Annotated in this window: 14 protein-coding genes; 8 read left to right on the top strand and 6 right to left on the bottom strand. The window is 59.4% G+C overall.

Going from position 1 to position 12546, the window contains the following annotated elements; genetic code table 11:
- Positions 1-39: 39 nt before the first annotated feature.
- Positions 40-894: a GPR endopeptidase gene (gpr, locus tag KQI11_RS02325; RefSeq protein WP_216400942.1), complete on the bottom strand. Its 855-nt coding sequence runs from the start codon at positions 892-894 to the stop codon at positions 40-42.
- 134 nt (positions 895-1028) lie between these two features.
- On the opposite strand from gpr, the gene rpsT reads away from it, so the two are divergent.
- The gene (rpsT, locus tag KQI11_RS02320) at positions 1029-1289 is read left to right on the top strand and encodes a 30S ribosomal protein S20 (protein ID WP_021659505.1); all 261 of its coding nucleotides are present in this window, start codon (positions 1029-1031) and stop codon (positions 1287-1289) included.
- A 166-nt stretch (positions 1290-1455) separates the two neighbouring features.
- Here rpsT and spoVAE read toward each other — a convergent pair whose 3' ends face one another.
- Genes spoVAE through spoVAC form a run of 3 tightly spaced genes read right to left on the bottom strand, consistent with a single transcriptional unit; the run spans position 1456 to position 3341 of the window.
- On the bottom strand, positions 1456-1812 hold the full coding sequence (gene spoVAE, locus KQI11_RS02315; protein WP_185915968.1) for a stage V sporulation protein AE: 357 nt from the start codon (positions 1810-1812) through the stop codon (positions 1456-1458).
- A 1-nt stretch (position 1813) separates the two neighbouring features.
- Positions 1814-2875, bottom strand: a complete 1062-nt coding sequence (gene spoVAD, locus KQI11_RS02310; protein ID WP_216400941.1) for a stage V sporulation protein AD — start codon at positions 2873-2875, stop codon at positions 1814-1816.
- Positions 2876-2894: 19 nt separating this feature from the next.
- Entirely contained in the window at positions 2895-3341 is a 447-nt protein-coding gene (gene spoVAC / locus KQI11_RS02305; RefSeq protein WP_185915970.1) for a stage V sporulation protein AC, read from the bottom strand.
- A 166-nt stretch (positions 3342-3507) separates the two neighbouring features.
- On the opposite strand from spoVAC, the gene KQI11_RS02300 reads away from it, so the two are divergent.
- Both KQI11_RS02300 and KQI11_RS02295 read left to right on the top strand, forming a co-directional pair.
- Complete coding sequence (locus KQI11_RS02300; protein WP_216400940.1) at positions 3508-4098, top strand: hypothetical protein; 591 nt, start codon at positions 3508-3510, stop codon at positions 4096-4098.
- A 146-nt stretch (positions 4099-4244) separates the two neighbouring features.
- Positions 4245-5000, top strand: a complete 756-nt coding sequence (locus KQI11_RS02295; protein ID WP_216400939.1) for a M23 family metallopeptidase — start codon at positions 4245-4247, stop codon at positions 4998-5000.
- Between the two features lie 122 nt (positions 5001-5122).
- On the opposite strand, the gene spoIIID is transcribed toward KQI11_RS02295, so the two are convergent.
- Positions 5123-5386, bottom strand: a complete 264-nt coding sequence (gene spoIIID, locus KQI11_RS02290) for a sporulation transcriptional regulator SpoIIID (RefSeq protein WP_185915973.1) — start codon at positions 5384-5386, stop codon at positions 5123-5125.
- A gap of 311 nt (positions 5387-5697) precedes the next feature.
- Between spoIIID and KQI11_RS02285 the strand changes: the two genes are divergently transcribed.
- From KQI11_RS02285 to KQI11_RS02265, 5 genes are all read left to right on the top strand, one after another.
- Positions 5698-6450, top strand: a complete 753-nt coding sequence (locus KQI11_RS02285; RefSeq protein ID WP_216400938.1) for a sugar transferase — start codon at positions 5698-5700, stop codon at positions 6448-6450.
- Positions 6451-6730: 280 nt separating this feature from the next.
- Positions 6731-7618 carry an extracellular solute-binding protein gene (locus tag KQI11_RS02280; RefSeq protein ID WP_216400937.1) on the top strand — a complete coding sequence of 296 codons (888 nt, stop codon included), beginning with the start codon at positions 6731-6733 and terminating at the stop codon, positions 7616-7618.
- 27 nt (positions 7619-7645) lie between these two features.
- Entirely contained in the window at positions 7646-8404 is a 759-nt protein-coding gene (locus KQI11_RS02275) for an ABC transporter ATP-binding protein (protein WP_185915976.1), read from the top strand.
- Positions 8405-8408: 4 nt separating this feature from the next.
- Complete coding sequence (locus KQI11_RS02270) at positions 8409-10001, top strand: ABC transporter permease subunit (RefSeq protein WP_185915977.1); 1593 nt, start codon at positions 8409-8411, stop codon at positions 9999-10001.
- 20 nt (positions 10002-10021) lie between these two features.
- Complete coding sequence (locus KQI11_RS02265; protein WP_185915978.1) at positions 10022-10930, top strand: sugar phosphate nucleotidyltransferase; 909 nt, start codon at positions 10022-10024, stop codon at positions 10928-10930.
- Positions 10931-10989: 59 nt separating this feature from the next.
- On the opposite strand, the gene KQI11_RS02260 is transcribed toward KQI11_RS02265, so the two are convergent.
- Complete coding sequence (locus tag KQI11_RS02260) at positions 10990-12492, bottom strand: DUF1846 domain-containing protein (protein WP_185915979.1); 1503 nt, start codon at positions 12490-12492, stop codon at positions 10990-10992.
- Positions 12493-12546: the final 54 nt, after the last annotated feature.

Raw genomic sequence — 12546 nt, 5'->3', positions numbered from 1 at the left:
TTCACCAGTATGACCGGCCGGGGAACCGCCTATTCGCCCCTAGTCGGTGAGCAGGGCGATGTCCTCGGCCGAGAGGTGGGGTTGCAGCGCCCGGTTGACCGCTAGGGCCAGCACCTTGGAGATGCGGGCGATGATCTGGTCGATCTCCTTGCTGGTGACCATCATCCGGGAGCGCTCCTCCTCGATGTCCTCCTGGGTGTACTCCCGCACCAGGGTGCCCACGTCCACCACCGTCGGCACCCCCATGGCGACGACCGGGATGCCCAGGGTGTTCTGGGAGAGCTCGCTGCGGGCGTTGCCCACCCCCGAGCCGGGCACGATCCCCGCATCCGAGAGCTGTACGGTCCGCCCCAGCCGCTGGGTCGCCTTGGCCGCCAGGGCGTCGATCACCACCAGGGCCGCCGGGGCGGTGTCCCGCACCAGGGCGCGGGCGATCTCCTGCACCTCGACCCCGGTCTGCCCCAACACCCCCGGCGCCAGGGCGGACACCGGCCGAAAGGAGATGCCCATGGCCTTTTCCAGGGCCGGGCCGATGTGCCGCGTCGCCATCACCCCCTCCACCGCGCGGGGACCCACCGCGTCGGGGGTGATGGACGGGTTTCCCAGCCCCAGGACCAGCACGCCCCCCTTCTCGGGCAGGAGGCGCTTCAGGTGCTCCCCCAGCAGCTCTGCCAGGGCAGTGTTCTGCGCGGCGTCGTGGAGGAGGTTTGAAAAGCTGGCGGTGAGGTACTGCCCCACCGGCTTGCCGATGCGCTCGGCCGCCGCCTGGGTGCGGATGCGGGTGGTGGCGAGGGTGATCCCCCCCTCGACGGTCTCCTCCTGCTGCCAGTCGTCGGGGCCGAGGCCGGCGGCCATGTCCAGCCACTCGATGGCCAGGTCGGTGCGAATATCCATCTGCTGATCACTCCTTTTTGGCGGGGACTTGCCCCATACGGCGCGAAATCGAGATTTTTTCAAAAAAATCCTTGCAATCCCGCGACAAAAATGCTAAGATAACTTGTACGATTCCATGCGAAGGAGGTGCGATTATGCCTAACATCAAGTCAGCTAAGAAGAGAGTCAAAGTCAACGAGGCCAAGAACCTGCGCAACAAGATGATCAAGTCCGCTCTGCGTTCCAGCATCAAGTCTGCCGAGATTGCCTTGGAGAAGAACAGCGAGAACAAAGCGGAGGTCGTTGGCAACGCCATCAAGAAGATCGATATGGCCGTGACCAAAGGCATTCTTCACAAGAACTGCGCTGCCAGGAAAAAATCCAGCCTCGCTCGCAAACTGAACGCCAGCGCGTAATGGTCTCTTTTTAGTGTGTGACGCAAAAGCAGTCCTCTCGGGGGGTCTGCTTTTTTTATTGCCCTTTTTCAAAGCGCCCCGCCCTCGCCCTCTCAAAGAGCGCCGGTCCCCCTCTCCCCTTGTGCAAGGGCGGAGGAAAGGGGGGGCCGGCGCTCTCGGCGCAAAATCAGGCCTTGTCCTTGGGTTTGAAGATAAGGGCCACCAACAGGCCGAAGAACATGGCGGCAGTGATCCCCGCCGCCCCGGCCGTCAAGGGGCCGGTGAGCGCTCCCAGCAGGCCCTGGCTGTCCACGGCCTCTTTGGTGCCCTTGACCAGCAGGTTGCCAAAGCCCGACAGGGGGACGGTGGCCCCGGCCCCGGCGAAATCGGCCAGAGGCTGGTAGAGGCCCAGGGCCCCCAGCACCACGCCGGCGACCACAAACCCCACCAGGATGCGGGCGGGGGTCAATTTGGTCTTGTCCACCAAAATCTGGCCGATGACGCAGAGCAGACCGCCGACCACAAAGGCTTTCAGGTACTCCATCCTACTTCCCCCCTTTCCGGGCAGCGGGTTTGCCGGCGGGCTGGTCCCTGTCCGCCGAGATGTGCACCAGGTGGGCAATGCCGGGCACGCTCTCCCCCTGGGCGGAGCTGGTGGTGGAGAGGAGGGCGCCGGTGGCGATGAAGAGGATGTTGTCCAGCTCTCCCCGGGCAAACTTGCCCAGGATGAGGGAGCAGAGGACCGAGGCCGAACAGCCGCAGCCCGAGCCGCCGGCCTTGACGTCCTGGCTCTGCCGGTCGTAGATCAGCAGCCCGCAGTCGTTGTGCACCGGGGCGATGTCGATCTGGTCCAGCGCCAGCAGATCGTAGAGGATGGAACTGCCCACCTGCCCCAGGTCGCCGGTCAAAATCAGCTGGTAATCGGTGGGGGCGGTGCCGGTGTCCTCCAAATAGGTCTTGATGGTGTCGGCCGCTGCAGGGGCCATGGCGGCGCCCATGTTGTTGGCGTCGGTGACCCCCAGGTCGACGATCTTGCCGATGGTCACGTGCCGGACCCGGGGGCCGCTGCCCTGGCCCGGGGCCGCCACCACCACGCAGCCGCCGGCGGTGGCGGTCCACTGGGCAGTGGGGGTGCGCTGGCCGCCGTATTCCAGCGGCAGGCGAAACTGCCGCTCGGCGGTGCAGAAGTGGGACGAGGCCACGGCCGCACAGCGGTCGGCGCAGCCGCTGGCGGCAAAGATGCTGGCCAGCGACAGGCTCTCGGCCATGGTGGAACAGGCCCCGTAGAGGCCAATGAGGGGGATGCCGAACTCCCGCAGGCCAAAGCTGGAGGCAATGCACTGGTTGAGCAGATCCCCGGCAAAGACGTAGTCGATGTCGCTGTTTTGCAGCCCCGCCTTTTCCAGCGCCAGGGCGACCGCCTTTTTCTGGATGGCGCTCTCCGCCTTCTCCCAGGTCTTTTCGCCGAAGCTGGTGTCCCCGGTCACAAAGTCGAACTCCTGTGAGAGGGGGCCCTCCATTTCCCGTTTGCCCGCCACCGACGCCCACTGGATCAGGGCCGGGGCGGATTCCAAGGCCAGGGTCCTCTGGCCGATTTTTTTGATCATCTTATCTCCTCCAAACGCATCAGGCAACCAGGCCCATCAGGTAGTAGATCACTCCGTAGATCACCGCCGCCGAGACCCCGTAGACGATGACCGGCCCCGAGATGACAAAGAGCTTGGCCCCCAGGCCCAGCACCATCCCTTCGCTCTTGAACTCCAGGGCGGGGCTGACCACGGCGTTGGCAAAGCCGGTGATGGGCACCAGGGTGCCGGCGCCGGCGCGGTTGGCGATCTTGTCGTAGAGGCTAAGGCCGGTGAGCAGGGCGCTCAAAAAGACCAGGCTCACCGAGGTGAGGGTGGCGGCGGTGAGCTTGTCCGCCCCCCAGTACCCGTAGAGGCCGATGAGCGCCTGGCCCAGGGTGCAGATGGCCCCGCCCACCACAAACGCCCAGACACAGTCTTTGAAGAGGCTGCTGTTGGGCGAATATTTTTTGACCATTTTATCGTATTCCATATTGGACAGTTGCATTTGGCATTCCTCCCTTTGCGATAGTGTTTCTTGCCGCTTGGAGATTTATGCCGCTTGTTTTTGTGGCAAAATATGCTACAATGTAACAATAGCAGCGGGCAAGCAAGCCCGCCGTGCCGCCGGCAAGGCGGCTCTCTGGATGTCTTACAAGGGGGAAACGGGTTCCATGAAAAAACACCTTCGCGCCCGCCTGGGCCGATTCGCCGCCATCGCGGCGGTTGCACTCTGCGCCCTGGGGCTGCTCACCGGCTGCGGCGACACCTATTACGACTACGACGGCAGCGGCTACTTCACCAGCGCCGACGGCTATATGCGCGTGGCCTATCAGGAGCACTTTCAGCAGCTCTCCAGCGTGGACAAAAACGCCATCGGCCTGGACTGGGTCGACGAAAAGGTCAATCTGCAGATCGTCCGCTACCGCAAGGACGACGAGATATTCACCGAGCGCAGCGTCAAGACTCTGGACCAGTTCATCGAGCTGTACTATGCCAACGGGCTGGAATACCTGCACAAGTACTCGACCTTCGGCGACCTGCAGGAGTTCACCTTTGAACATTTTGACGCCGCCAAAGGCTATGACGTCGACACCGAAAAGGACGGCAAAAAGGTGGCCAGCCGCATCTACTATTTAGAGGATGCAAAAAACTTCTACGTCCTCTACCTCAATGGCGACCCCGAGCACTACAGGGCGCACTTCGAGGTGCTCGACGCCATCTGCCACACCCTGGAAGTGGTTCCCCGCGACCAGGTGAAATAGCGAACCGGCGCCCATTCCGCCCCTCTTCTCTGTAAGAGGGGCGGTTTTTTGCGCGCATTTTTGAGTGGGGAGCGGGCGCGAAACAACCCGCGGCGGGCGCATATCTCACCAGTTGGCTGTCAAGACTACTGTCGGAGGTGAAAAACATGCAAAACCCACGCTACAACCAGCCCCGCCTGAAAAAATGGCTTCGGGGCAAGGGGTTCTACGTCGCTCTGGCGGTCTGTCTGCTGGGGGCCGGGCTGGCCTCCTGGGCGCTGATTCAAAACGCCGTTCAGAGCGGCGACCCCCAAAGTCAAATCAACCAGGAGGTGCCCTCATGGGACTCATCCGATACAGAGGTGGTGGAAAAGCCGGTGACCTCTCAACCCAAGTCGTCCTCCGCCGCGTCGAACTCGCAAAGTACCTCGTCCTCGCAGGGGCAGGGCTCTTCTTCCTCGCCCGCTTCTGCCGGGCAGCAAAGCGAACCCGCATCGCAGCAGACTGCGTCCAATGGGGTCTTTGTCTCGCCCATCTCTGGCGAGACCGTTAACCCCTTTTCTGATGGCAAGGTGATCAAGGACCAGACCCTGGGCGACTGGCGCACCCACAACGGCATCGACATCAAGGCCGAAGCCGGGGCACAGGTCAAAGCCTGCCAAAACGGCAAGGTGACCTCGGTGCGGGACGACGACATCTGGGGCACCGTGGTGGAGATCCAGTTTGAGGGCGGCGCCACCGGCATCTACAAGTCCCTGTCCCAAAAGGTCACCGTCAAAGAGGGGCAGACCCTCAAGAGCGGCGACGTCATCGGCACGGTGGCCCAGTCCATCCCCGGGGAGAGCAAGCTCGGCACCCACCTGCACTTTGAGCTCAAAAAAGACGGCGCTTACGTGGACCCCGCAGCTTATTTCTCCAAATAACTCCGGCTGTCCCCCCGCTATTTTTTGTGCACAGAAAACAGCGAATCATACTGCCCTTTTTAAAAAGAGAGGCCTGTCAGCTGACAGGCCTCTCTTTTTGCCGCAGTGTGGAGGGAGGGGGGTCACTCCTCCTCTTCCTTTAGCACCTGGTATTTGTGTCGGGTGGCAAGGCCCCCCCGGATATGCCGCTCCTGCTTGTTGATCTCCAACACCTTTTTGACCTCTCGACAGAGGGCGGGGTTGAGCTTTTTCAACCGGTCGGACACATCCTTGTGCACCGTGGACTTGCTCACCCCAAAGGCCTTGGCCGCATGCCGCACCGTCGTCTTGTTCTCCACAATAAAGTTGCCCAGCGAGATGGCCCGCTCTTCCACATTCCCCTTCACGCACTCACCCTCTCACGGCTCTCGTTGGCCGTCGCGTCAATATTGGTACATCTCTATGCCCAGAGGGATACAATCATTCCCGAAGCCGCCGGATTCTCCCATTTGACGAAAAAAAGCCTTTACGGTATAATATTAAAAGAAAAGATCGTATGCGTTTTCGTTCAAAAAAAAGCACCCTTTAATCGGCACAAAAAAAGCCAGTTTGGCCAAAAACCAAGTGGCTTTTTGTGCCTTTTTTACAGAACTTTTTTGCGAACGAAAAACCATAATTTGTAAATCAGTTTAGCTTTTATTTTGTTGGGGGTTTTCATATGGACAACACTGAAAATCTCGCGCAGGGGACCGATTCGCAGAGGCTCTCGCCCGCGCCTGCGTTTTCGGCTGCACGATCCCCTCGCCTCACCCCCGCTCAGCGCGTGTATGCGGCATTCAAGCGCCTGCTGGACATCCTCCTCTCGGCTGTGGCCCTGATCCTCCTTTGTCCGCTGCTGCTTCTCACCGCACTGGCGGTCAGGCTCGACTCCAGGGGACCCGCCATCTTCCGCCAGAAACGGGTGGGAAAGGACGGGAAGGTCTTTTGCGTCTACAAATTCCGTTCCATGAGCACCGAAGCGCCCAAAAATGTGGCCACGGCGGAGCTGAAAAACGCCACCGAGTACATCACCCGGGTGGGCAAGGTGCTGCGGCGCACCAGTCTTGACGAGCTGCCCCAGCTGTGGAACGTGCTGCGGGGCGACATGAGCTTGGTCGGCCCCCGCCCCCTGGTGGTGACCGAGTCCTACACCCATCAACTGCGCCACAGCTTCGGGGTCTACCAGCTGCGCCCGGGGATCACCGGCCTTGCCCAGACCAACGGCCGCGACCTGGTGGACGACGACAAAAAGGTGGCCATGGACTGTGAGTACCTGCGCCACTTCTCCCTCTGGCAGGACTTAAAGATCCTCTTTATGACCGTCTATGTGGTTTTCACCCGCAAAAACTACGCCGAGGGGGACGAGGTATCCGCCCCCACCACCGCTGTCCCCGCACAGGAGGAGTCTGTCTCCCAGAAACGGGTCTCTTGATTCGTTTGCCGCTTTGGCGAAAAATGTCGAATGAGCTTTCATTGACTTGTCCAATTTGTCACATGTTTTATAAAAAATTGAACAAATTTGCAAATCCCCTTGAATCGTTCATATCTGCGTAGTATTATGTAGAAACTGAACGATTTAGGGGGATTTTATTTTGCGTTTGCTTAAACGAGTGGGTATTTTTTGCTGTGCGCTCTCCCTCTGTCTACTTCCGCTGACAGGGTGTGGGCGTTCAAATACATCTCCAAAATCAGGTGTTGTCATCTACTCCTCTATGGAGGATTACCGCAACATCGAGTTGGAAAAACAGCTCGAAGAGAAGTTCCCCGACTTAAAGGTCACTGTGCAGCAGATCGCGACCGGGAACAGCGCCGCCAAAATCAAGGCGGAGGGCACCAACACCGAGGCCGACATCGTCCTGGGGATGGAGACCGCCTCGATCGAGCAGATCTGTGACTCCCTGGCGGACTTGAGCACCATTGACGTCTCCACCGACCGGTACCTGCCCGGGGTCAATGGCGCCGACTCCCGCTACCTCATCTGGGAAAAATTCGAAGGTGCTTTTATTGTCAACACCGATGTTTTGGCGGAAAAGGGACTTCCCGAACCCCACAGCTATGAAGACCTCTGCAACCCCATCTACAAAAATCAGATCATCATGCCCAATCCCAAAACCTCCAGCACCGGCTATATGTTCTTAAATCAGTGGTACAACGATATGGGACCCCAAGAAGCCATGTCCTATGTGGACCGGATGCAGGTCAATATTCGCCAATTTACCCAATCGGGGTCAGGGCCCATCAAGGTGCTCAATCAGGGAGAGGCCGCCATCGGTCTGGGCATGGTCTTCCAGGCAGCCGAACAGATCACCAAGGGGGCGCCCTTAAAAATCATCGCTCCCGCAGAGGGAACGCCCTACAACACCACCAGTTTCGGCATCATCAAGGGGCGCGAGACAAATCCCGACGTACAGGCGGTCTTCCGCTTTCTCAACGAGGAATTTTCCCCCTATGACAAGGCCTATTTCAGTCCCGGCAAGATCCTCAAAGACCAGGAGCTGAAACTGCCCAACTACCCTGCCGACCTCCCCTCCGGCAACATGTCCACCATCGCCGACTCGGCCCTCAAGATGGAGCTGCTGGACGGGTGGTATTACTCGTAAACAAAGAGAAGAAAAAGAGGAATTGCTATGGGAACCAAACTGTCCATCGAACACCTGTCCAAGTCATTCGGCGGCAAGCCGGTACTGGAAGACGTCAGCTTCGCCGTCAACGACGGCGAGTTTCTCTCCATCCTGGGGGCCTCTGGCTGCGGAAAGACCACCCTGCTGCGCATCCTCATCGGCATCGAGGGATTTGACGGGGGAAGCATCTACAAGGACGGAAGGGATATCTCTTCGGCCCACCCGTCCGATCGGGGGATGGGGATTGTCTTCCAAAACTATGCCCTATTCCCCAACATGACCGTCCTGCAAAATGTCATGTACGCCCTGAAATTCGACCCAGCCAGACGGGAACAGGCCCGCGACATTGCCCTGGACATCATCGAGAAGGTGGGCCTCAGCGAACAGCTGAACAAAAAGCCGCACAAGCTCTCGGGCGGGCAGCAGCAGCGGGTGGCCATCGCCCGCACCCTGGCCCTCAGCCCCGACATCGTCCTCTTCGACGAGCCCATGTCGGCCCTGGACGCCGCCAACCGCCTCACCCTGCGGCGGGAGATCAAAGACATTCAAGCCAAATTCGGGATCACCATGATCTACGTCACCCACGACCAGGAGGAGGCCTTCTCCATGTCCGACCGCATCATGGTGATGGAGGGCGGCAAAATCCTGCAGCTGGACACCCCGAAAGAGGTCTACCACCACCCCGCCAACGATTTTGTTCACAGCTTTGTGACCGTCCACCTGGAGGAGAAGATCCGCTCCATCCAGGAGAGCGCCGGGGTGTAGGGATATGGCTAAGAGTCGCATGTTTTCCAAATCCGTCAAATTCCTTCTGATTGCTTTTTTCGCCATCACCGTCTTTCTCCCCCTGGCCGCCATGTTCAGCAAGGTCAAGCTCAGCGCCATCGGCGGCATCCTCAAAAATCCTCAGTTTGGAAAGACCGTCCTCAACTCCCTGTCGGTCACCCTGGCGGCCACCGTTCTTTCGGTGCTGATCGCCTATCTGCTGGCCCTGGCGGTCAACCGCAGCCGCATCCCCTGCAAACGGCTCATCACCGTTTTGGCCACCCTGCCCATGCTCATCCCCTCCATCTCCCACGGCCTGGGGCTCACCAACCTCTTTGGCTACAATGGCCTCTTCACCAAGCTGTTGGGGGTGGAGAGCGGCCTCTACGGGTTCACCGGCATCCTTCTGGGGTCCATCCTCTACTCCTTCCCTGTGGCCTTTTTGATGCTTTCGGACGCCATGAAATACGTGGACGCCACCCCTTATGAGGCAGCGGAGGTGCTGGGTGTCCCCCCTGTCAACCGCTTCTTCACCGTCACCATGTACTACATGAAGCGCCCCCTCGTCTCCGCCGTCTTTGCGGTCTTCACCATGGTCTTTACCGACTACGGCGTCCCCCTGGCGGTGGGCGGCCGCTTCATGACCCTGCCGGTCTACCTCTACACCGAGGTCATCGGCCTGCTCAACTTCTCCAAGGGCGCCTTTATCGGCTTTATCCTCCTCCTACCCGCAGTCATCACCTTTTTGCTGGATCTGCGCAAGAAGGAGAGCGAGGGGCTAGGGTTTGCCACCAAGCGGCTGCACGTCAAGAAAAACCGGTTGCGGGATACCCTTTTGGGGGTCTTCTGCATTCTGGTCATTGGCTTTGTGCTGCTGGTCATCGGCTCGTTCGCCGTCATGACTGTTCTCACCAAATACCCCTATGACTTGACCTTCACCTGGTCGCACGTCCAGACGGTCTTTTCCCGGGGAATGGGGGGGTACTTCCGCAACTCCCTCATCATCTCCCTGCTGGTGGCAGCCATCGGCACGGTGGTGGGCTACGTCACCGCCTACACCACCGCCCGCACCAAAAACGCCCTCGTCTCCAAGGTGCTCCACTTGACCGCCATCGCCTCCCTGGCCATTCCCGGCATCGTCTTGGGTCTGGGATATGTCATCTGCTTCAGCAACAGCTTTTTAAAGGGTACCCTGCTCATTTTGGTGTTTGTCAACATCATCCACTTCTTCTCTTCCCCCTATATGATGGCCCACAACGCCATGAAAAAGCTCAACCCCAACTTTGAGGACGTGGGCAAAACCCTGGGGATCGGTCGGGTGCGGCTGCTCTGGAACGTCTTTGTCCCCTGCACTCTGGACACCATCGCCGAGATGTTCGGCTACTTCTTTGTCAACTCGATGATCACCATCTCCGCCGTGGCCTTCCTGTACAGCTCCCAGACCATGCCCCTCTCCCTGATGATCAACCAGATGGAGAGCAGCATGATGTTTGAGGCCGCCGCCTTTATCTCCCTGGTCATCCTCCTGTCGAATGTTGTTGCAAAAGGGGTCATCTCTCTGGTAAAATCGTACTGCAAGCGCCAATACGCCAAGTAAAGAATAAAGGAACGCTGTTCATGAACATCAAAAAAAATGAGTTTGAAATCCTCTCCTACATCGAGCGGGAGGGGGGCAAAAAGCTGCCCCAGCGAAAAATCGCAGACGACACCATGCTCTCCCTGGGGATGGTCAACAAATCCCTGGCCGAGCTGGGGGAGATGGGCCTGATCCGCCAGACCGATAAAAAGGAGCTGCAGATCACCAAGCTGGGGATGGAGGCGCTGGAGCCCTACCGGGTCAAGCGCGCCGTCATCATCGCCGCCGGTTTTGGCTCGCGGATGGTCCCCATCACCCTCAACACCCCCAAACCCCTGGTCCGCGTTCACGGGAAGATGATCATTGAAACCCTGCTGGACGCCATTGTCGAGGCGGGCATCCCCGAAATCGTGGTGGTGAGAGGCTATCTGTGGGAGCAATTTGACAGCCTTCTTCACAAATACCCCCAGATCCGCTTTGTCTACAACCCCCTCTTCAACGAGTCCAACAACATCTCTTCGGCCTATCTGGCCAAAGACCTGCTGCAAAACGCCTATGTCTGCGAGGCCGACCTGCTGCTGAGCAACCCCCGGCTGATCCGCAAATACGAGTACTCCTCCAACTACCTGGGGATGTTCAAGGAGTACACCGACGACTGGTGCTTTGAAGTCAAGCGGGGCAAGATCCGCCAGCTGATGGTGGGGGGGCGCAACTGCTACCACATGTATGGCATCTCCTACTGGGACCAAAAAGACGGCGCCCAGCTCTGCCACGACCTGGAAGAGACCTTTCAGATGCCCGGCGGCAAGGAGAAATACTGGGATGAGGTCGCCCTGCGCGTCTTCTCCAAAAACTACGCGGTCGACGTCCGCCCCTGCTTTGAAGGGGACATCGTCGAAATCGACACCTTCAACGAGCTCAAGCAAATCGACCCGGTCTACAACATGTAACCCTACCTACAAAAGCCCCCGGCAGACAGCTGTCTGCCGGGGGCTTTTTCTCCTCTATCTCACATGTAATAGAGATTTTCCGAGGGAAACTCGGGGTCGCTGGTCACGTCCATCCCCAACTTCTTGTAGACCTGTTCATCGCTCTGGCTCAAGATGGCGGTGGTGTGGGCCTGGCACCCCTGCAGGAGGGAGAGCTTGTCCAGCGCCGCCTGGGCCACCGGGTTGGTGGCGGCGCAGACGCTCAGGGCCATGAGGATCTCCTCGCAGCTGAGGGCGGTGCGCCGGCTGTGCAGGGTCCCCCTCTTGAGGTTGATGATGGGCTGCAGGATCATGGGGGAGAGGAGGTGGATCTCGTCTGCCAGATGGGCCAGGTACTTGATGGCGTTGAGGACAGCCGCCGCCGACCCGCTCATCATCTCGCTGGACTTGCCGGTGATGATCTTGCCGTCGGCCAGTTCGATGGCGGCCACCGAGCAGCTCTCCCCCTCGGGCAGATCGGCATTTTTCAGGGCCCCGTACTTGCGGGCCCCCACCACTACCGTGCGGTCCTCCGGCTTGAGGTTGGCCGCCTTCATGATGGCGTCCATCCGGTGGAAGGTCTCCTGGTCGAGGGTCCCCTTCTTGTACTCGCAGGCGGTCTTGAAGTAGCGGCGGATGATCTCCTGTCGGGAGGCCTCCTTCACCACCTCGTCGTCGGTGATGCCAAAGCCCACCCGGTTGACCCCCATGTCGGTGGGGGAGCGGTAGAGCTGACTGCCGGTGATCTTTTCGATGATCCGGCTGATGACCGGGAACATCTCCATATCCCGGTTGTAGTTGACCGCCAGCACGCCGTAGGCGTCGTAGTGGAAGGAGTCGATCATGTTGACGTCCTTCAAATCCACAGTGGCGGCCTCGTAGGCCACGTTGAGGGGGTGTTTCAGGGGGACGTTCCAGACGGGGAAGGTCTCAAATTTGGAGTAGCTGGCGGGCTGCCCCCGGCGGTAGTCGTGGTAGAGCTGGGAGAGACAGGTGGCCAGCTTGCCGCTGCCCGGCCCGGGGCCAGTGACCACCACAATGGGCTTTTGGGTCTCGATATAGGGGTTGGCGCCGTACCCCTCGTCGCTGACGATGGTGTCCACATCGGTGGGGTAGCCCTTGGTGGCCCGGTGGATATAGGTCTTGATCCCCCGGCGGTTGAGCTTGTTCATGAACTGGGTGGCCGCCGGCTGCTGCTCGTAGCGGGTGATGACCACGCTGTTGATGTCCAGCTGGTAGGAGCGCAGGTCGTCGATGAGACGGAACACCTCCATGTCGTAGGTGATGTTGAAATCCGCCCGCACCTTGTTGCGCTCGATGTCGCCGGCGTAGACGCAGATGACCACCTCTACCTGGTCCTTCATCTTCTCCAGCAGCTTCAGCTTGGCGTTGGGGTCGTATCCCGGCAGCACCCGCTTGGCGTGCATGTCCTCCATCAACTTGCCGCCGAACTCCAAATAGAGTTTCTCACAGCTGTTGACCCGCTCCAAAATGAATTCCGACTGTTCCCGCAGGTATTTCTCGTGGTCAAACCCCTGTTTCATAGCCCGTCTCCCCTCCATCGTTTTTGCAATCACGTTGTCTATTCTATCATCGGC

This window comes from Acetanaerobacterium sp. MSJ-12, from assembly GCF_018917875.1.
Taxonomy (GTDB): domain Bacteria; phylum Bacillota; class Clostridia; order Oscillospirales; family Ruminococcaceae; genus Bittarella; species Bittarella massiliensis.
Note: the sequence above shows the minus strand (reverse complement) of the source record. Positions and strands in the feature narration are given on the sequence as shown.

Bases quoted from the DNA above. Each gene is read 5' to 3' on its own strand.
- KQI11_RS02285 (WP_216400938.1), top strand. From the start codon at position 5,698: ATGGACAACACTGAAAATCTCGCGCAGGGGACCGATTCGCAGAGGCTC.
- KQI11_RS02270 (WP_185915977.1), top strand. From the start codon at position 8,409: ATGGCTAAGAGTCGCATGTTTTCCAAATCCGTCAAATTCCTTCTGATT.
- rpsT (WP_021659505.1), top strand. From the start codon at position 1,029: ATGCCTAACATCAAGTCAGCTAAGAAGAGAGTCAAAGTCAACGAGGCC.
- KQI11_RS02260 (WP_185915979.1), bottom strand. From the start codon at position 12,492: ATGAAACAGGGGTTTGACCACGAGAAATACCTGCGGGAACAGTCGGAA.
- gpr (WP_216400942.1), bottom strand. From the start codon at position 894: ATGGATATTCGCACCGACCTGGCCATCGAGTGGCTGGACATGGCCGCC.
- spoVAC (WP_185915970.1), bottom strand. From the start codon at position 3,341: ATGCAACTGTCCAATATGGAATACGATAAAATGGTCAAAAAATATTCG.
- spoVAD (WP_216400941.1), bottom strand. From the start codon at position 2,875: ATGATCAAAAAAATCGGCCAGAGGACCCTGGCCTTGGAATCCGCCCCG.
- KQI11_RS02295 (WP_216400939.1), top strand. From the start codon at position 4,245: ATGCAAAACCCACGCTACAACCAGCCCCGCCTGAAAAAATGGCTTCGG.
- KQI11_RS02300 (WP_216400940.1), top strand. From the start codon at position 3,508: ATGAAAAAACACCTTCGCGCCCGCCTGGGCCGATTCGCCGCCATCGCG.
- KQI11_RS02275 (WP_185915976.1), top strand. From the start codon at position 7,646: ATGGGAACCAAACTGTCCATCGAACACCTGTCCAAGTCATTCGGCGGC.
- KQI11_RS02265 (WP_185915978.1), top strand. From the start codon at position 10,022: ATGAACATCAAAAAAAATGAGTTTGAAATCCTCTCCTACATCGAGCGG.
- spoVAE (WP_185915968.1), bottom strand. From the start codon at position 1,812: ATGGAGTACCTGAAAGCCTTTGTGGTCGGCGGTCTGCTCTGCGTCATC.
- KQI11_RS02280 (WP_216400937.1), top strand. From the start codon at position 6,731: ATGGAGGATTACCGCAACATCGAGTTGGAAAAACAGCTCGAAGAGAAG.